Source organism: Thermanaeromonas sp. C210 (assembly GCF_013167955.1).
In the GTDB taxonomy this organism is placed as follows: domain Bacteria; phylum Bacillota; class DSM-521; order Neomoorellales; family Neomoorellaceae; genus UBA12545.
In genome coordinates this window covers 69,188-86,904 of record NZ_BLWF01000002.1, presented here as the reverse complement: position 1 = coordinate 86,904, position 17,717 = coordinate 69,188, and the positions used below count along the sequence as shown (strand labels likewise).

18 protein-coding genes are annotated in these 17,717 nt (G+C 57.4%); all 18 read left to right on the top strand.

The features are described 5' to 3' along the window. The first annotated feature begins 20 nt into the window (after positions 1–20). The 18 genes from TAMC210_RS04530 (at position 21) to nadD (ending at position 17,670) form a co-directional block, all read left to right on the top strand. Entirely contained in the window at positions 21–1,517 is a 1,497-nt protein-coding gene (locus TAMC210_RS04530; RefSeq protein ID WP_217267264.1) for a sugar ABC transporter ATP-binding protein, read from the top strand. Then, a complete protein-coding gene (locus TAMC210_RS04525) occupies positions 1,514–2,512 on the top strand; it encodes an ABC transporter permease (protein ID WP_173297632.1) in 999 nt (332 codons plus the stop codon). Before TAMC210_RS04530 ends, TAMC210_RS04525 begins: the two co-directional genes overlap by 4 nt. A gap of 41 nt (positions 2,513–2,553) precedes the next feature. Beyond that, positions 2,554–3,447, top strand: coding sequence for a sugar phosphate isomerase/epimerase family protein (locus tag TAMC210_RS04520; RefSeq protein WP_173297631.1), 894 nt, complete (start codon positions 2,554–2,556; stop codon positions 3,445–3,447). A gap of 168 nt (positions 3,448–3,615) precedes the next feature. Continuing rightward, positions 3,616–4,635, top strand: coding sequence for a Gfo/Idh/MocA family protein (locus TAMC210_RS04515; RefSeq protein WP_173297630.1), 1,020 nt, complete (start codon positions 3,616–3,618; stop codon positions 4,633–4,635). A 167-nt stretch (positions 4,636–4,802) separates the two neighbouring features. Further along, positions 4,803–6,665 (top strand): aldehyde ferredoxin oxidoreductase family protein, encoded by a 1,863-nt coding sequence (locus TAMC210_RS04510; RefSeq protein WP_173297629.1) that lies wholly within the window; start codon positions 4,803–4,805, stop codon positions 6,663–6,665. Between the two features lie 33 nt (positions 6,666–6,698). Next, positions 6,699–6,953, top strand: coding sequence for a MoaD/ThiS family protein (locus TAMC210_RS04505; RefSeq protein ID WP_173297628.1), 255 nt, complete (start codon positions 6,699–6,701; stop codon positions 6,951–6,953). A 4-nt stretch (positions 6,954–6,957) separates the two neighbouring features. Then, positions 6,958–7,959 carry a phosphoglycerate dehydrogenase gene (locus TAMC210_RS04500; RefSeq protein WP_173297627.1) on the top strand — a complete coding sequence of 334 codons (1,002 nt, stop codon included), beginning with the start codon at positions 6,958–6,960 and terminating at the stop codon, positions 7,957–7,959. Beyond that, complete coding sequence (locus TAMC210_RS04495) at positions 7,956–9,008, top strand: zinc-dependent dehydrogenase (RefSeq protein WP_173297626.1); 1,053 nt, start codon at positions 7,956–7,958, stop codon at positions 9,006–9,008. Before TAMC210_RS04500 ends, TAMC210_RS04495 begins: the two co-directional genes overlap by 4 nt. Positions 9,009–9,084: 76 nt before the next feature. Continuing rightward, a complete protein-coding gene (locus TAMC210_RS04490; protein ID WP_254388513.1) occupies positions 9,085–9,669 on the top strand; it encodes a glucose-6-phosphate isomerase in 585 nt (194 codons plus the stop codon). Beyond that, positions 9,669–11,222 carry a xylulokinase gene (locus TAMC210_RS04485; RefSeq protein ID WP_173297625.1) on the top strand — a complete coding sequence of 518 codons (1,554 nt, stop codon included), beginning with the start codon at positions 9,669–9,671 and terminating at the stop codon, positions 11,220–11,222. Before TAMC210_RS04490 ends, TAMC210_RS04485 begins: the two co-directional genes overlap by 1 nt. A gap of 371 nt (positions 11,223–11,593) precedes the next feature. Continuing rightward, the gene (gene rplU / locus TAMC210_RS04480; protein WP_173297624.1) at positions 11,594–11,908 is read left to right on the top strand and encodes a 50S ribosomal protein L21; all 315 of its coding nucleotides are present in this window, start codon (positions 11,594–11,596) and stop codon (positions 11,906–11,908) included. 7 nt (positions 11,909–11,915) lie between these two features. Then, on the top strand, positions 11,916–12,263 hold the full coding sequence (locus TAMC210_RS04475; protein WP_173297623.1) for a ribosomal-processing cysteine protease Prp: 348 nt from the start codon (positions 11,916–11,918) through the stop codon (positions 12,261–12,263). Then, the gene (rpmA, locus tag TAMC210_RS04470; protein WP_173297622.1) at positions 12,251–12,526 is read left to right on the top strand and encodes a 50S ribosomal protein L27; all 276 of its coding nucleotides are present in this window, start codon (positions 12,251–12,253) and stop codon (positions 12,524–12,526) included. The genes TAMC210_RS04475 and rpmA overlap by 13 nt, the downstream gene beginning before the upstream one ends. A gap of 68 nt (positions 12,527–12,594) precedes the next feature. Beyond that, positions 12,595–13,149, top strand: coding sequence for a Spo0B domain-containing protein (locus tag TAMC210_RS04465; RefSeq protein WP_173297621.1), 555 nt, complete (start codon positions 12,595–12,597; stop codon positions 13,147–13,149). Between the two features lie 153 nt (positions 13,150–13,302). Continuing rightward, complete coding sequence (gene obgE / locus TAMC210_RS04460) at positions 13,303–14,571, top strand: GTPase ObgE (RefSeq protein ID WP_173297620.1); 1,269 nt, start codon at positions 13,303–13,305, stop codon at positions 14,569–14,571. Between the two features lie 18 nt (positions 14,572–14,589). Continuing rightward, positions 14,590–15,726 (top strand): glutamate 5-kinase, encoded by a 1,137-nt coding sequence (gene proB, locus TAMC210_RS04455; RefSeq protein WP_173297619.1) that lies wholly within the window; start codon positions 14,590–14,592, stop codon positions 15,724–15,726. Positions 15,727–15,745: 19 nt separating this feature from the next. Further along, positions 15,746–17,002, top strand: coding sequence for a glutamate-5-semialdehyde dehydrogenase (locus TAMC210_RS04450; RefSeq protein WP_173297618.1), 1,257 nt, complete (start codon positions 15,746–15,748; stop codon positions 17,000–17,002). A 44-nt stretch (positions 17,003–17,046) separates the two neighbouring features. Further along, positions 17,047–17,670 carry a nicotinate-nucleotide adenylyltransferase gene (nadD, locus tag TAMC210_RS04445; RefSeq protein ID WP_173297617.1) on the top strand — a complete coding sequence of 208 codons (624 nt, stop codon included), beginning with the start codon at positions 17,047–17,049 and terminating at the stop codon, positions 17,668–17,670. The last annotated feature ends 47 nt before the right edge of the window (positions 17,671–17,717 follow it).

The following is a 17,717-nucleotide window of genomic DNA, read 5'->3' as shown; positions in this document are numbered from 1 at the left end:
AAGGACTGGGAGGGGTGAACTTGTCGCCTCCGCTTGTTGAACTAAGAAATGTGAGCAAGCGGTTCTTCGGAACACAGGCGGTGGATAATGTTTCGCTTACGGTGGACGAGGGAACCGTTCACGTGCTCCTGGGAGAGAATGGTGCAGGCAAGTCTACCCTTATGAAGATTCTCGCCGGGGTGGTTAAGCCAGATACAGGGGTTATTCTTATCCAGGGGCGCAAGGCGGAAATGGACCACCCGTGGGATGCTTTAAGGTTAGGTATAGGCATGGTCTATCAGGAACTCACCCTTGTACCCACGCTATCCGTAGTAGAAAACATATGTCTCGGTGGGCTGCCTCGCAAGGGTAATAGCCGTCTAGTAGACTGGAAGGCTGCCAGGGAACGGACACGCGCCGCTCTAGAAAGGCTGGGCGTGGATATCGACCCCGATACCAAGGTGCGAAATCTGGAGCTTGGGCAGCAGCAACTTATTGAGATAGCCCGGGCTATCTCCAGAAATGCGCGCCTCATTATACTGGATGAGCCCACCTCCGCTTTGACAAGCAATGCGCGTGAGAAACTGTTCTCGATAGTTCGCGCCTTGAAGAAAGAAGGAGTGGCTTTTATCTACATCACCCACCACTTAGAAGAAGTTCCCATGATCGGTGATATGGTTTCTGTATTGCGGGACGGCAAACTGGTGGCTACCAAGCCGGTTAGTGAAGTGGATGAACAGACCCTCATCAAAATGATGGTGGGTAGAACTTTGGAAGAACAATATCCGCGAGAAGAAGTATGTCCGGGAGAAGAGGCTTTGAGGGTCGAGGGTTTGGCCGCCGGCAACCGGGTGAAGGATGTAACCTTTGCCGTCCGCTACGGTGAGGTGTTGGGCATCGCAGGACTAATGGGTGCCGGCAGGACGGAACTTCTGGAAACGGTTTTTGGCCTGCGCCGGGCGGATAAAGGCACGATATGGGTAAACGGGACGGAACTGAAGGTACGTTCTCCACAAGATGCCATTAGGGCCGGAATGGCACTAGTTACCGAAGACCGTAAGAACAGCCTTGTTCTGCAGAATTCTATCAAGTTTAACCTTACCCTGGCCAGCCTCAGATTGCACAGCAGGATAGGACTCATGAACCGTTATAGAGAAGTTAAGAGCGCCTTGGATCTGGTAAAAGGTTTGAGGATAGAACCGCCCCAATTAACGCGGGTAGTGAGGACCCTTAGCGGGGGTAACCAGCAAAAGGTGGTCCTAGGAAAGTGGCTTTGTAGCAAAGCGCGCATTTTCCTTCTGGACGATCCTACCAGAGGAATCGATGTGGGCGCTAAGGTTGAAGTGTACCGCCTAATAAACCAGCTGAAAAAAAGCGGTGCGGCCGTGGTGGTAGTGTCTTCGGACATGGGGGAACTGATGGGAATATGCGATCGTATAGCAGTGATGCGCACGGGCAGATTAGTCAGAGAGTATGAAGCTAGGACGGTAAGCCAGGAGGAAATCCTGGCGGCAGCGATGGGAGGTACAGTCGCATGAAGGATGTAAGGGCAGTCGCCCCGAAGGCCGATACCGGGGTCAGAAGGAAAGGAGCGGCGGTTCTCGAGCTCTTGGGTAGAGGTGCAGCAGGATTTGCACTAATACTCCTTATCCTCTACCTGAGTCTAGCAACTCCTAGCTTTCTAGATGTGAATAATTTCCTTAATATCGCCAGGCAAAGCTCTATAAACGCTATACTGGCCGTTGGTCAGACGCTGGTGATTTTAGCCGCAGGCATAGACCTCTCTATCGGGTCCGTCATGGCCCTGGCCGGTTCCGTGATGGCCGTAGCCGTGGTGAAATACGGCGTACCTTTGTTACCCGCCGTGGTCCTGGCCCTTCTGACCGGGGTGGTGGCCGGGTTTCTGAACGGCTACGTTATCTCCAAAGGTCGAGTTCCCGACTTTATCGTGACTCTGGGAGGCCTATCGGCTTATAAAGGTCTGGCCCTGATAGTCACAGACGGTCTGCCCATTTCCGGGATCCCGTCTGTAATCGCCTGGCTAGGTAGCGGGGATATTTTAGGCATACCGGTGGCGGCCATCGGAGCAGCTATTGTAGCCGCAATAGGTTGGTTTCTCCTGGCCCATACCACCTTCGGCAGGGCGGTTCTAGCCATGGGGGGTAACCAGGAGGCCGCCAGGGTTTCGGGCATCAACCTGGTCCGTACCAAGCTTCTAGTCTACTGCTTTGCGGGCTTATGTGCAGGTATAGCCAGCATATTCATGGTGGGTCGGCTCAATTCTGCCAATGCCCTTATGGGTACGGGCCTGGAACTTTCCGCGATAGCGGCAGTGGTTATTGGTGGCACGAATCTCTTTGGTGGCGAGGGCAGCATCGGAGGTACGATCTTGGGCGTCGTGACCATGGGGGTCCTGGCCAACGGGCTGGACCTGCTTAACATCTCGGCGTTCTGGCAGCAGGTAGTGCTGGGCCTGGTCATAGTGGCGGTAGTGGTCTTTGACCAGTGGCGGCGTCGGCGCTGGGGTATGTGAAAGGAAAAAGATATTTAAACTTATCGAAGGGAGGCCGAATCATGGGTTTTAAGTACAGCATCAGCAACTGGATATACGGTGATGAGGCGTTGGAGACGACCTTTCAGCGGCTTAAGCGCTATGGCTACGACGGTGTGGAACTTATGGGAGAGCCTGCACGCTATGACACTGACGAGGTGGAAGCCCTGTGCAAGCAATACGGCCTTAAGGTCCTGAGTATTGCCGGTATGTATCCCTGGCCCACCGAAGAGCGAGATTTGAGCAACCCCAGAGAGGAGGTTCGCCGGAGAGCCGTTCAATATCTTAAGGACTGCTGCGACTTTGCGGTGAGGTTGGAAGCGGGCGTAATAATAGTGGTGCCGTCGGCCGTAGGTAAGGTCCTACCGGTGGGTGAGCCCCGGGACGAGGAAGAGTGGCTCAAGGCTTACGATAAAGAGTGGAAGCTGGCCGTGGAGTCACTGGGCGAAGCAGCCCTTTACGCAGAAAAGCAGGGCGTAGTCCTCGCCATAGAGCCTATTAACCGTTACGAAACGTTCCTTGTGAATACCTGCGAGCAGGGGTTGCGGATGATCCAAGAGATAGGGTCCCCGGCGGTAAAGTTGCACCTGGATGTTTTCCATATGAACATTGAGGAAAGAGATGTAGCCCAGGCTATTAGGGCTGCGAAAGGTGTGCTTGTCAATCTCCACGTGGCCGACAGCAATAGGACGGCGGTGGGGGAAGGTCATATAGATTTCAAGGCTGTCCTGCAGGCTTTACTGGATATAGGGTACGAAGGGATGTTATCCCTGGAGCCTTTACCGCCCGTCCCCGACCCCTATATGGCGGCCCGCATGAAGCGGTTTATGCATCTATGGGACGATTATGCCAGGATATCCATTGAAAGGCTTAAGGATATAGAAGGGGAACTCAGGGGAGGCGAAAGCAGGGGGTAAAACAGGAACCTCCTGACCCACCGGCACAACACATTTTATCCCCGATTATCCCCGAGTTTCAAGGGTTTGTGATTTAGGGCTCGCTTGCGGCCCGTAGAATTCCCCACCAGTCCTCCAGATTAGTCGGGGAGCCATATGAACCATATTTAGACTACGGGAGGGAGCGTAGTGCTGAGTATTGAAGCATGCGGCGTAGCTGTCCTGGGAATCGGAAGGGCGGGGATGGTCCACGCACGCAATTTCGTAGAATCCGTGCCCATGGCCAAGCTTGTTGCCGTTTATGATGTGGAGAAGGAACGAGTGGAGGCGGCGGCCAGTGAGTTAGGAGTCAAGGGTTATACCGACCTGGAGAAAGTACTGGGCGATCCCGCCATAGACGCAGTGGTGGTGGCTGCGCCGACCTTCGCCCACCGGGATCTGGTTGTGGCAGCAGCAAAGGGCAAGAAGGCCATCCTGTGTGAAAAACCCCTTACCCTTACGCCAGAAGAGGCCGAGGACATGCGCCGGGCAGTGGAAGAAAACGGCGTAGTTTTCGTCATGGGGTTTATGAGGCGTTACGACGCGAGTTTCATGCGGGCCAAGGAATTACTTGAGAACGGCGAGATCGGCGACCCTCTTATCATACGGTCGGTGGGTAAAGGGCCGAGCCTCCCGCCCCGCTGGGCTTGGGATGTTAAGAAGAGCAACGGTGTTTTAGGAGAAGTCAACAGCCACGATTTCGATACTGTTTACTGGCTGATGGGCTCCGAGTACAAGTGGGTTTATGCCCGGGGCAAGAATATGCGCTGTGAGGACCTTCGGGAAGAGTTTCCCGAATTCTACGATCACGCCCTGGTCATGTTTGAACTGAAGAACGGCTGTATGGGCACCGTAGAGGGAGCCTGCCCCAGCGAGTACGGGTACGATGCAAGGGTTGAAATACAAGGCACCAAGGGGGTTCTCTTTATCGGTGACATAGCGGAGCACGGTGTTACGGTATGCAGTAAGGGGAAAGGCGCAAGCAGGTCCTTGGTCCAGAGCTGGCGCAGCCTATTTAGGGAGGCGTACATCCGGGAGGACCGACATCTCATTGAATGCCTCTCAAAGGGAGCCAAACCCCGTACCACCGTCGAGGATGGTACTAGAGCCCTTAAGGTAGTTCGCGCGGCCAACCGTTCACTGGTGACGGGAGAAGTGGTTCATTTGTAAGGGAATGGTTGTGACAGACTTTAGATGAGTTGCGCGGGGTTCGCGTGAGGTGGGGAGGCTACGAGACACGGGAGGGGTTTTACCTTTCTGCACCTGTAAGGATAACATTACGTGCTAGCAATAGGGCTGGGAGGGAAACCTGGAGACTATGAGCGGACGGGGTGAGGATGTTGTTTAAAGGTGGATACCTGGGAAGGGTGTTACGGGTAAATCTCACGGACGAAAAGGCCACAATAGAGGAGATTGCTCCTCAAGTGTACGAACAGTTCTTGGGCGGTCGGGGCGTGGCGGCCTTTTATTACTACAACGAGATAGGTGCTAATACCGATCCCCTTTCCCCGGAGAATAAGATATTCTTTTTCACCGGGCCGTTAACGGGGGTAAGGCTGCCTTCCACTACGAAGTTTAACCTGGCCACCAAGTCCCCCCAGACAGGACTGTACCTCTGTTCTAACTCCGGAGGAAATTTCGGGCCCCATCTCAAATTTGCGGGGTTTGACGGGCTCATCATTGAGGGCCGGGCTAAAAGACCCACCTTCCTTTATATCCGGGACGGCCAGGTGGAGTTCCATTCGGCCGAAGCCTTCTGGGAGGAAGAAACCGGCCGGGGCACGGAAATCATAAAGGACACCATAGGGGAGAAAAGGGCTTCGGTAATGATCGCCGGCAGGGCGGCGGTGCGCGGGGCGGACATCGCCTGTATCATGGTGGACGGCCGGAGCGCCGGCCGGGGCGGCGCCGGCCGGGTCATGGCGAGCAAGAACTTAAAGGCCGTGGCGGTACTGGGGCGGGGGAAGATACCCCTTCACCGCCCGGAAGCCCTAGCGGAGTTCAGCCGCGAGGCCATGCGCAAGGCGCGGGACAGCAGGCCTGTGCATACTCGCTTCGGTACGCCCCAGTACACGGGCGTCCTCAACGAACTGGGATGTTATCCCAGCTACAATTTCCGTACCAGTGTATTCGATGGTATTGAGACCATCAAGGCCGAATACATGGAAAAGCACTACAAAGTGAAGAACAAAGCCTGCTACTCCTGCCCCATCGGGTGCGCCCAGATATGCGAGGTTAAAGAGGGGCCCTTTAAGGGTTTCAAGTCCGACCCGGAGTACGAAAGCATAGGCAGCCTGGGTGGCCAGTGCGGCGTGGCCGATTTCGGCGCCATTGTTGCGGCTAACAATTTATGCGATGAGTACGGGATGGACAGCATGTCCGCCGGGACCATTATTGCCTATGCCATGGAGTGCTATGAACTGGGCCTGTTTAGCCGGGAGTTGATAGGAAGGGAACTGCCCTTTGGCGACGGCAAGGCCATGGTGGAGATGCTCCGGGATATGGGGGAGATGCGGGGCTTTGGTGCCGAGCTGGCCAGGGGCTTTAAGTACCTGGCCGCAAAATATCCGGAAACCGTGCCCTACATGATGCACTGCAAATGGATGCCCTTTGCGGCCTACGAGCCGAGGGGCTTCTTCGGCATAGGGTTGTCCTACGGGACCTCCAGCCGTGGGGCGTGCCACAACGTAGGCGGATGGACCATCCGGGACGAACTCCTTACCGGCGAGTACGACAGGTTTGCTGTTAAGGGGAAGGGGCTTCTCGTTAAGCGTATCCAGGACACCAGGGCGTATGTAGACTCCCTGGGGATCTGCACCGTGGCGCGGTCATCTATGGGCTTTAGCGACCGGCCGAGCGGGACGGTTTTGGAGATGGTCACCGGGGTGGATCTTACACCCCAGCTCATGGAGATCGGAGAGAGGATATATACCCTGGAACGGCTTATCCTAGCGCGGGAAGGTATTACCCGTAAGGACGATTACCTGCCTGACCGTATTATGAAGGAGCCCTTGCCGGAGGGGCCGGCCAAGGGGAAGGTACTGACTAGAGAGATGTACGACGAGATGTTAGACGAGTATTATGCAGCCCGGGGCTGGGACAGGGACGGGATACCTACTCGCGAGTGTTTGAAGCAACTGGCGTTGGACTCCGTGGTCCAATCCGATGGAACCGGCACGGTCGCCGCCGGTGTTAAATAAAGTTGCGTGTCCGCACCTGTGGAGGAAGGGTATATGAGGGTTACCGTTACCTTTCTGGGCCCGGCGGCCAGCTTTGCCGGCCGTACGGCCGCTGTCCTTGAAGTAGCGGCGCCGGCTACGGTAAAGGAGATACTGGAGGTTGCGGCCAACGAGTGCGGCTTCCGTGTTGACCCGGCAGCCTGGGCCGTGTTATTGGACGGCCGGGGGGTACCGCCGGAGGATTGGGACGCCTGTACGGTCGACCAAGACTGCCAACTTACGGTCCTACCCATGCTCGCGGGAGGTTAAGAGGATGACCATTAAAGTAGTCGTAACGCCCAGATCCTTTGCGGCTACCTCTCCCTTACCCCTTAAGGTACTCGAGGAGAGGGGCTATAGCATCGTGCGCAATCAGCTGGAACGACCCCTTGAGGTCGATGAGCTTCTGGAGCTCGTTAGAGACGCGGATGCCCTTATTGTCGGTATAGATAAAGTAACCAGGAAGATAATCGAGAACGCGCCCCGCCTGCAGGTCATTTCCAAATACGGCGTGGGGGTGGACAATATTGATCTTGAGGCCGCAGCCGAGAAGGGCATAATCGTGACGAACACCCCCGACGTCAATACGGAGGCCGTGGCGGACCTGGCGGTGGGGCTGATGCTGGCCGCCGCCCGGCGTATCCCCCAGGCGGATGCTTCCATGAGGCAGGGCCAGTGGAAGAAGTTCATGGGCATGTCCTTGTTCGGAAAGACCGTCGGCATCCTGGGGACGGGTCGGATCGGCCGGGCGGTGGCGAGGAGGCTCCTGGGATTTAGTACCAAGCTGTTGCTTTACGACGTTTGCCCGGATCCCTCCTTGGCGGCGGAGGTAAGGGGAGAATATGTCGGATTGGAGCAGATCCTCCGGGAGGCTGACTACATCTCCGTCCACCTTCCCCTCGTACCGGAAACCAGGAACCTCATAGGTGAGGCTGAACTCAGGCTCATGAAACCCAATGCCGTCCTCATAAATACCTCCCGGGGCGGAATCGTAGAAGAAAAGGCCCTCGCCAGGGCCCTGCGGGAGGGGTGGATAAGGGCTGCGGCGCTAGATGTGTACGCCGAGGAACCCCTCCGGGGCCGGGAGCTGCTGGACCTTGAAACTACGGTCTTGACACCCCATATAGGTGCCTATACGGAAGAGGCGGTAATGCGCATGGGTCTGGAGGCGGCGGAAAACGTGATTAGCGTTTTAGAAGGAAGAAGACCGAAGAATGTAGTATCCTGCTACAGGACTCATGAAGGAGAAGCGAACGGAGGGAGTGCGAGCCGGTGAAAAAGGCAGTTTACCGGGGAATAAGGGATATGGAGGTGGTGGAGGGCCCCGTCCCTCAAATAGGCCCCTACGAAGTCCTTCTGCAGGTAAAGTATTGCTCCATCTGCGGTACCGATATCCGCATTTACCATTACGGTCACTTTAAAATACCTCCGGGAACCGAACGAGTGCTGGGGCATGAGGTAGTAGGTGTGATAGCCTCGGTGGGGAGCGAGGTCCGGGGCCTGGCCCCGGGAATGAGGGTGGCTGTAGCCCCAAATATAGGGTGCGGACAGTGCGAAGTATGCTTGCGGGGTTGGAACCAGCTCTGCCCCGACTACCAGGCCTTCGGAATCAGCCTGGATGGCGGCTTCCAAGAATACATGAAGATTACCGCCCCGGCCGTCCTTCGGGGCAATATAGTGGGCATACCGGACGGCGTATCCTTCGAGGAAGCCGTGTTGGTTGAGCCCTTATCCTGCGTGTATAACGGGGTAGAAGCCGTAGATATACGCGCGGCCGACGTGGTGGTAATAATAGGTGCGGGACCCATAGGCCTGCTCCACGTTCAGATGGCCAAACTCAAGGGCGCGGCAAAGGTGATCTTAAGCGAGACGGTGGAAGAACGTCTACAGGACGGCGCACGATTCGGGGCCGATGTATTGGTGAACCCCTCTAAGGAAGACCTGAAATCGGTCATATTTAAAGAAACCGGCGGGAAGGGAGCGGATGTCGTTATAACCGCCTGCTCGGTGCCGGCGGTGCAGCAGCGGGCCCTGGAGCTGGCGGGGGTTTTCGGACGCATAAACCTCTTCGGGGGCCTGCCCCGCGGCCAGGAAACGGTGCCTCTGAACACTAACCTCATCCACTATAAACAGTTGAAGGTTACCGCCACTACAGGCTCTAACTACCATCAATTCCGCCGTTCCATGGAGCTTATCGCCGCCGGGCGTGTGGAGGTTAAGAGTCTCATCGAAGGTATTTACCGATTGGAATCCATTAAGGATGCCTTTGAAAGGGTAGCCGGGAAGGCCAGCAACCGTAAAGTGGTCATCGGTTTCGACTGGTAGGCAAAGGGGAGCGGAAAGGCCGACGACAAACACGGCGTTACGGAAGAATTAGAACCGCGGAAAGGGGCGAAGTGGGTTGCATCTATTTAAACCCTTTAATACCATATGCGATCTCAAGACGGGTGTTCTTTCTCCGCCCGGCAATCATATAGTGCGCTATTTGGCGGACATGAAGGAAATGTTCCATGACCGGGAAGCGGCCGAAACCATGTTAAAAGAGAACCCGAAGGTTTACGAATTCTATAATGTAGTCATTCCCGAAGAGGACGGCCATCTCCAGCACTGCACCAGTATCATATACCCGGGCAAAGTAGGCAAGGAATACTTTATGACCAAGGGCCACTTTCACGCCGTGGCCGGCACGGCGGAGATCTATGTATGCCTTGCCGGCAAGGGGCTGCTCCTGATGCAGACTGAGGACGGCCAGGCGGAAGTCCTGGAGATGTATCCGGGCAGCATATCCTATATCCCGCCCTACTGGGCCCACCGTACGATAAATACGGGGGATGAACCCCTGGTCTTTTTCGGGGTGTATAGGGGTGACGCGGGCCATAACTACGGCACCATAGAAAAACAGGGTTTTTCCAAGCTGGTTTTGGAGGAAGACGGCCAGCCGTGCATCATAGATAATCCCCGCTACAACCCTCGGGGGGGAGACTGATGGGCGCCAAATACCTTCTGGGCGTCGATATAGGCACTGCAGGGACCAAGGCGGGATTATTTGACCTGGAAGGTCGCCTCCTCGCCGTAGCCTACGCCGAGTCTTATTTGCGGTATCCAGCACCGGGGTGGGTGGAGCAGGACCCGGAAGATTTCTACCGGACGGCCTGTATCACTATCCGGGAAGTTTTGGAGAAGAGCGGCATAAATCCACGGGATATAGCCGGTATGGCCTTCGACGGACAGATGGCGGGTATCATGGGTATAGATGAAGAATGGCGTGCCGTTACCCGCTACGACTCGTGGCTTGACGTCCGCTGCCAGAAATACGTGGATTGGCTGAGGGAGCATTTCGGCGAAAAACTCATAGCCACGGTGGGCATGCCCCCTTCCATAGCCCACGGTCCCAAGATGATCTGGTGGAAGGAAGAAGAGCCGGAGGTGTACCGCCGCATTGTCAAGTTCATTGTCCCAGCCGTATATGTAGCGGGGCGCGTATGCGGGTTGCGGGCGGAACAGGCCTTCGAGGATTACACTTATCTTCACTTTTCCGGCGTTTCCGACGCCCTCGCCGGCCGGTGGTCCCCCGAACTCCTTGGTGCCTTTGGCCTATCCCAGGATAAGCTTCCCCAAATAGTCGAGCCCTGGCGGATTGTCGGTTATGTAACCGAGGAAGGGGCCAGGGACACTGGCCTGGCCGCAGGCACGCCCGTGGCGGCCGGGGTGGGGGATACGGCGGCCAGCTTCCTGGGCGCAGGTATGGTAGAGAAGGGCCAGGCCGTGGATGTAGCGGGTACCGCTTCCGTGTTAGCCTTCTGTGTGGACGAATTCGTCCCGGACATTGAAAACAAAACCTTGATCGTACCCCGGGCCGTCCAGCCCGGTCTGTGGTTCGCCATGGCCTATATCGGCGGCGGGGGCTTGTGCCTGCGGTGGTTTAGGGATACCTGGGCTGCTGCGGAAAGGGAGGAGGCAGAGCGTTCGGGCCGTGACGTGTACGATATTCTTAACGAAGCCGCCGCGGAGGTTCCGGCCGGGTCTGCCGGGCTCTTGTTCGTACCCCATCTGGGCGGCCGTGTCTGCCCTTATGACAGCCGCATCCGAGGAGCATGGATAGGCTTTAGCTGGAACCACGACAAGGCAGGCTTCTATCGTTCTATATTGGAAGCAGTGGCCTACGAGTATGGCTATTACCTAGATATAACTCGCAAATTGTTCCCGAGCCTGGAAGTTAAGGAAGTGCGGGTCATAGGCGGCGGAGCGAGAAGCCCCCTCTGGAACCAGATGAAGGCGGATATCTTAGGGATACCCTACGTGAGTTTGGAGAGGGAAGAGGTAGGCATCTGGGGTTCGGCCTTGGTGGCGGGGTATGCGGTAGGCATCTACAAGGACCTGGCGGGGGTGGCCAAGGAACTTGCCCGGCCGGCCCAAAAGTTCGAGGTAAATGAAAAGGCCCACGCCCATTACCGTCCCTACCGGGAACTCTACAGGGAGCTCTACGCGGCCCTTAAAGGCGTTTACGACCGCCTAGACGAGATAGCCCTGGGAACATAGCTTGGAAAACGAAGGTGGCGGCCCTCAATCCTCTGTGATATAACAGAGGTGGGTAGAAGAAAAACAAAAGGGGGGTAAGGGTCAAATACAACCTACCTAAGCAACGCCCCTAGATTTAGGAGATAAGCCTCTTCAGAAAACAAGCTGGGGAGGCTTATTTCTTATGACCGGAGCCTAACTTCAACGACGCCTACTAACTCTTGACACGGAGGGCGGGCGTGGTTTGCTTGACAGCCCTTTACTAAATATGCTACACTGCAGAAGCGGATATACCTCAAGTTTTAAACCGCCCGGGAAAGGTCTAAAAACCCCTGCCTTCGGGCAGGATACCTTTATTCCGGCGAGTCTTAGCTTGGGAGGAGAAGGAACGAATGTACGCTATTATCGAAACAGGTGGCAAGCAGTACCGGGTTTCCGAGGGCGATGTGTTGAAAGTGGAGAAGCTGCCCGTTCCCGAGGGCGAAACGGTAGTATTGGATAAAGTGCTGGCCGTCCAGGGCGACGGGGGTTTGCAGGTGGGTAGGCCTTATCTGGCCAACGCCCGGGTGATAGGCAAGGTCGAAGGACACGGTAAGGGCGAAAAGATAATCGTGTTCAAATATAAGCCCAAGAAGAATTACCGCCGGAAGCAGGGGCACCGTCAGCCCTTTACTGCCCTGCGTATCGAAAAGATCGAGGTTTCCTAAAATACCCATGGTCCGGGTAACCCTTTGGCGCGATGAGGGCGGCCGCGCGGTGGGTTTCCTGGTTTCCGGCCATGCGGGCTACCGACCGCGGGGCCGGGATATAGTGTGTGCCGCTGTATCGGCCCTTACCCAGGCGGCGGTCATGGGGCTGGAGGAGTACCTGACCGTGGCTCCTGAAGTCCAGAAAGGGGAAGGCACTCTACAGTGCCTACTGCCCGGGGACCTGCCGGTACGCGAGCGGGAGAAGGCGGAGGTCATTTTAGGGACCATGGAGCTGGGCCTGAGGGCCATAGCAAGGAGCTATAGACGCTTTGTACAGGTTGAATCGAGGAGGTGGAGCAGATGCGCAAGATAGACCTGCAGCTGTTTGCCCACAAGAAGGGAGTGGGTAGTTCCCGCAACGGACGGGACAGTGAATCGAAGCGGCTGGGCGTGAAGAGGCACGACGGCCAATTCGTTACCGCTGGAAACATTATTGTGCGCCAGCGGGGGACCAAAATTCACCCGGGCCGTAACGTGGGCCTGGGTAAAGACAACACCCTGTACGCCCTCATTGATGGCTATGTGAGGTTTGAACGCAAGGGCCGGGATAAGAAGCAAGTTAGTGTTTATGCTTAAGGCCCAGATAAAACCTGGGCGACCCCTGGAAGATTCCAGGGGTCAATAAATATTTTGGGGTGGAGATTGTGGCAGGGGAGACCGAAGCCTTTGTACGCTTGCTGCGGGGTCAAAAACACGATTTCCTTAACCACCTGCAGGTAATATCCGGCTTTTTGCAGTTGGGTAAACCCGAAAGGGCCCTGGCCTATACTAAAGAAGTAGTCGCGCGCATCGGGAAAAACGGGAGACTGATGCGCCTGCGGCAGGCCGAGTTGGTTCTCCAGTGCCAGTTTAAACTAGAAGAAGCAGCCCAGCGCCAGATCAAGGTGGAAGTGGAAGTAGACACCGAAATGGAGGACCTGGCCTTAACCGGGGAACAGGCGGCGGGTCTTCTGGAGCTCGCCTGGGAACTGGTGCTGGGGGCCTTCGAAGCCGGGGAGCAGGAAGGAAGGCTAGGGCTGGAGATCCGGGAAACAGGGCAAGGGTATCTCTGGCGTTTTACTGGCTCTCCGGGGCCGGTGGGAAGGGAGAGAATGGATTCCGTCCTCGCGGAGCTGCAGGAACGGGCGGAGAAGTGCGGTACGCCTGTTACGTGGTCTCCCCATAAATTCGAACTCACCCTACTTTTGCCCCGCAAGTAAGTGCGACCTTATTGGTCCGTCTACGGGCATCCCCGGCCACAGGATTTTTGTTCCCCCGCAAAAGGGGGGTTATATACTTTTTTGCCCGCCAAGGGCTAGTCTTTAAGGTGCTAAAGGAGTACGTCAGCTCAAAAGGGGCAGAGGTCAGCATCCATGTTTTACGACGAAGCAAAAATATATGTCCGCGGCGGTGACGGCGGTAACGGGGCGGTGGCCTTCCGACGGGAAAAGTACGTACCCCGCGGGGGCCCCAGCGGTGGCGACGGCGGTCGGGGCGGCAGCGTCGTCCTGGAGGCCGATCCGGGCCTTAGGACCCTGGTGGATTTCCGTTACCGCAGTCATTACCGGGCCGAAAGGGGCGAGCACGGTCAGGGCAAGAATAAACACGGCCGCAGCGCCCCCGACCTGATTCTGCGGGTACCGGTGGGGACCGTGGTGCGCGACGCGGTTACCGGAGAGGTTTTGGCGGACCTCGTTGCTCCCGGTCAGAGGGTGGTAGTAGCGGCGGGCGGCCGCGGGGGTCGGGGCAATGCCCGCTTTGCTAACCCCCGGGAGCAGGCCCCGAAGTTTGCGGAGAAGGGGGAGCCTGGGGAGGAGCGGTGGATCCGGTTGGAGCTTAAGCTCCTTGCCGATGTAGGACTGGTAGGCCTGCCCAATGCGGGGAAATCCACTTTGCTATCCCGCATATCCGCCGCCCGGCCCAAGATTGCCGATTACCCCTTTACTACCTTGAACCCCAACCTGGGCGTGGTGCGCCTGGATGAGGAACACTCCTTTGTGGTAGCCGATATTCCCGGCCTTATTGAAGGCGCCCATCAGGGAGCGGGGTTGGGATTAAAGTTCCTACGCCATATCGAGAGGACCCGGGTGCTGGTCCACGTGCTGGACGTGGGCATGAAGGGCGGAGAGGAAGTTCTCCGCGACTTCGAAACGGTCAACAATGAACTGGGCCATTACAGCCCCGAACTTCTAAAGCGCCCTCAGGTGATTGCGGCCAATAAGATAGACTTGCCCGGGGGCGAGGAAAACTGTAGGTTTCTTACCGAAAGGTTGGGCGAAAAGCACCGCATATTTCCCCTTTCGGCCTTGAAGGGGGAGGGCCTTGAACCCCTGCTATGGTATTTGGTAGAACTGCTCGAAGACCTGCCGGAGGTGAAGGACGCGCCCTCGGACGAGACTACGGCAAGGATGGTCGAACCGGCCGAGACTTTCACCATAACCCGGGAGAACGGCGTGTTTGTTGTCTCTGGCCGGGAGGTGGAGCGGCGGGTGGCCATGACGGATTTCAGCAGTGACGCGGCGGTGCGGCGCCTACAGCGGACTTTCAAACGCCTGGGGGTTGAAGAGGCCCTGCGGCGGGCCGGCGCCCGCCCGGGGGACACTGTTCGTATAAGGGATCAGGAGTTCCAGCTGGAGGAGTAACCTGGGGGAGGGGGTAATTTGACGGCTAGCGACTGCCGGCGGGCCCTGGCCGACACCAAGCGAGTGGTAGTTAAGGTAGGTACCAGCACCCTCACCCATCAGACGGGAAAGCTCAATCTAGAGCGTATGGAGCGCCTGGTAAGGGAGCTGGCCGATCAGGTCAATGCCGGGCGCCAGGTGATACTGGTCACTTCCGGCGCCGTGGGGGCCGGCATGGGTAGATTGGGCCTCAGGGAGCGGCCGCGCACGCTGCCGGAGAAGCAGGCAGCGGCTGCTGTAGGCCAGGGCCTGTTAATGCACATGTACGAGAAATTTTTCGGCGAATATGGGCTGACCGTGGCCCAAGTTTTGCTTACCCGGGACGACCTGGCTGACCGCCGGCGTTACCTCAACGCCTGCCATACCTTCGGGGCCCTCTTGCGCTTAGGCGTATTACCCATCGTAAACGAAAACGATACGGTGGCCGTGGAGGAAATCCGGGTGGGGGACAATGACACCCTGTCGGCCCTGGTGGCCGGCCTGGTGGATGCCGACGCATTGATCCTCCTAACAGACAGCGAGGGCCTATATACGGCCGATCCCCGTTCGTGCCCCGACGCTCGGCTTATCCCCGTGGTAGAAGAGATCGGCCCGGAGATAGAGGCCGCGGCCGGCGGTGGCGGCTCGACCTGGGCCACCGGAGGTATGGTTACCAAGTTGCAGGCGGCCCGCCTGGCCACCAGTTTCGGCATTCCCGTAATTATAGCCAGCGGCCTGTTGCCCGGCCGGATCGCCGGTATTTTAAGGGGTGAAGAAATAGGGACCCTTTTCCTGCCCCGGGACCACCGGGCCCACGGCCGCAAGAAATGGCTGGCCTATGGGCCCGTAGCCCAGGGGAAGATTTGGGTTGATGCCGGCGCCGCCCGGGCCATTATTCACCGGGGAAAAAGCTTGCTGCCCAGCGGCATTACGGGCGTGGAGGGGAACTTTGAGCACGGTAGCCTGGTGAGCATTCTGGGTCCCGACGGGAACGAAATTGCCCGCGGCATGACCAATTATGCCGCGGAAGAGATAAAACGCATCCAGGGGAAGAAAACCGGTGAAATTCTTGCAATTCTAGGGCGCAAGGATTATGATGAAGTAGTACACCGCGATAATCTAATCGTACTCGCATAACGGGGGTGGACCGATAAAAATGGCGGTGCGGGAGGAAATCGTCGCCCTGGGGAAAAGGGCGCGGGCGGCGGCCCAGAAGCTGGCCACGTTAAATACCGAAGTGAAGAACAACGCCCTGAGGGCCATGGCCCAGGCCCTGAGGGAACGTTCGGCCGAAATCCTCCAGAGCAATGCCCTGGATATGGAAGCGGGGCAGGCCAGGGGCCTCTCCCGGGCCCTGCTGGACCGCCTCCTCCTTAATGAAAAGCGCATTGAGGAGATGGCTGCCGGCCTGGAGGCCCTCGTCAGCCTTCCCGACCCGGTGGGAGAAATTACATCCATGTGGACCAGGCCCAACGGCCTCACCATCGGCCGCATGCGGGTACCCCTGGGAGTCATCGGCATCATTTATGAGGCCCGGCCCAACGTGACGGTGGATGCCGCCGGCCTGTGCCTAAAGACGGGGAACGCCGTGATCCTGCGGGGAGGTTCCGAGGCCATCAACTCCAATCGCGCCATTGCGCGGATTATTGGCGAGGCGGCCATCGCCGCCGGGATACCCGAGGGCGCCATTCAGCTGGTGGATACTACCGATCGCGAGGCGGTACAGGTCATGATGCGCCTCAATGAGTATATCGATGTCCTCATTCCCCGGGGTGGCGCCGGACTCATCCGCACGGTGGTGGAGAACGCTAGCGTGCCGGTCATTGAAACCGGGGTGGGTAACTGCCACGTATACGTAGACGAGGATGCCGACCTGGAGATGGCGGCCCGGATCGTGGTCAACGCCAAAACCCAGCGGCCGGGGGTTTGCAATGCCATGGAAACCCTTCTGGTGCACCGCAATATTGCCCCGTCCTTCCTGCCGCTGGTGGCGCCGCAATTGAGGGACTTAGGTGTAGAACTCCGCGGTTGTGAAAACACCCGGGCCCTGGTTCCCTTTGCCAGGGAGGCCACCGAAGAGGATTGGGCCACCGAATACCTCGACCTCATTCTAGCGGTTAAAGTAGTCAACGACCTGGAGGAAGCCATCCAGCATATTTCCACGTACGGTACCAGGCATTCCGAGGCCATCGTGACCAACAACTACGCCCGGGCCCTGGAGTTCCTCCGGCGAGTTGATGCGGCCGCGGTATACGTCAACGCTTCTACCCGCTTTACCGATGGATTCCAGTACGGCTTCGGCGCCGAAATCGGCATCAGCACCCAGAAGCTTCATGCTCGGGGTCCCATGGGCCCGGAACAGCTCACCACCTTCAAATACATCGTCTTCGGTAGTGGACAGGTGCGCCAGTAATTGCTAAAATACTTCTGTAGCACGAGGTACACCGGGGGTAAACGATGGCCGCCAGTTGTCTGCAACAGGTGGGCCTAATGGGGGGTACCTTCGATCCCATTCATTACGGCCATCTGGTTGCCGCAGAGGAAGCACGGGATGAGTTTAAACTGGAGAGAGTTATCTTTATCCCTGCCGGCCATCCGCCCCATAAGAAGGGTTGTCCAGTTACTCCGGCCGAACACCGCTACCGCATGACGGTGTTGGCCACGGCCAGCAACCCTCACTTTACGGTGTCACGTATAGAGATCGACCGGCCGGGGTTATCCTATACCATCGATACGGTGACAGAGTTTCGCCGCTTGTTGGGCCCCGAGCCGGAGCTTTATTTTATTACCGGGGCCGATGCCATCCTGGAGATACTACACTGGAAGGACGTAGAAGACCTCCTCCGGAAATGCCGGTTTATTGCGGCCACCCGGCCGGGGTTTCCTTTGGAGAAGCTCAAGGACCTGAAACCCCAGTTGCCGCCCGAGGGGTGGCAGCGCATTCATTTCCTGGAAGTGCCGGCCTTGGCCATTTCTTCCACCGACATTCGCCGGCGGGTGCGGGAAGGTAAGACCATAAGATATTTGCTGCCCGAGGCGGTGGAGGAATATATCCGGCGGGAAGGTTTATATTTGAGCTGACCTCCTATTGCCCATAGGGGGTTTTTCTTCAAGGAGAGGCCTTGGAG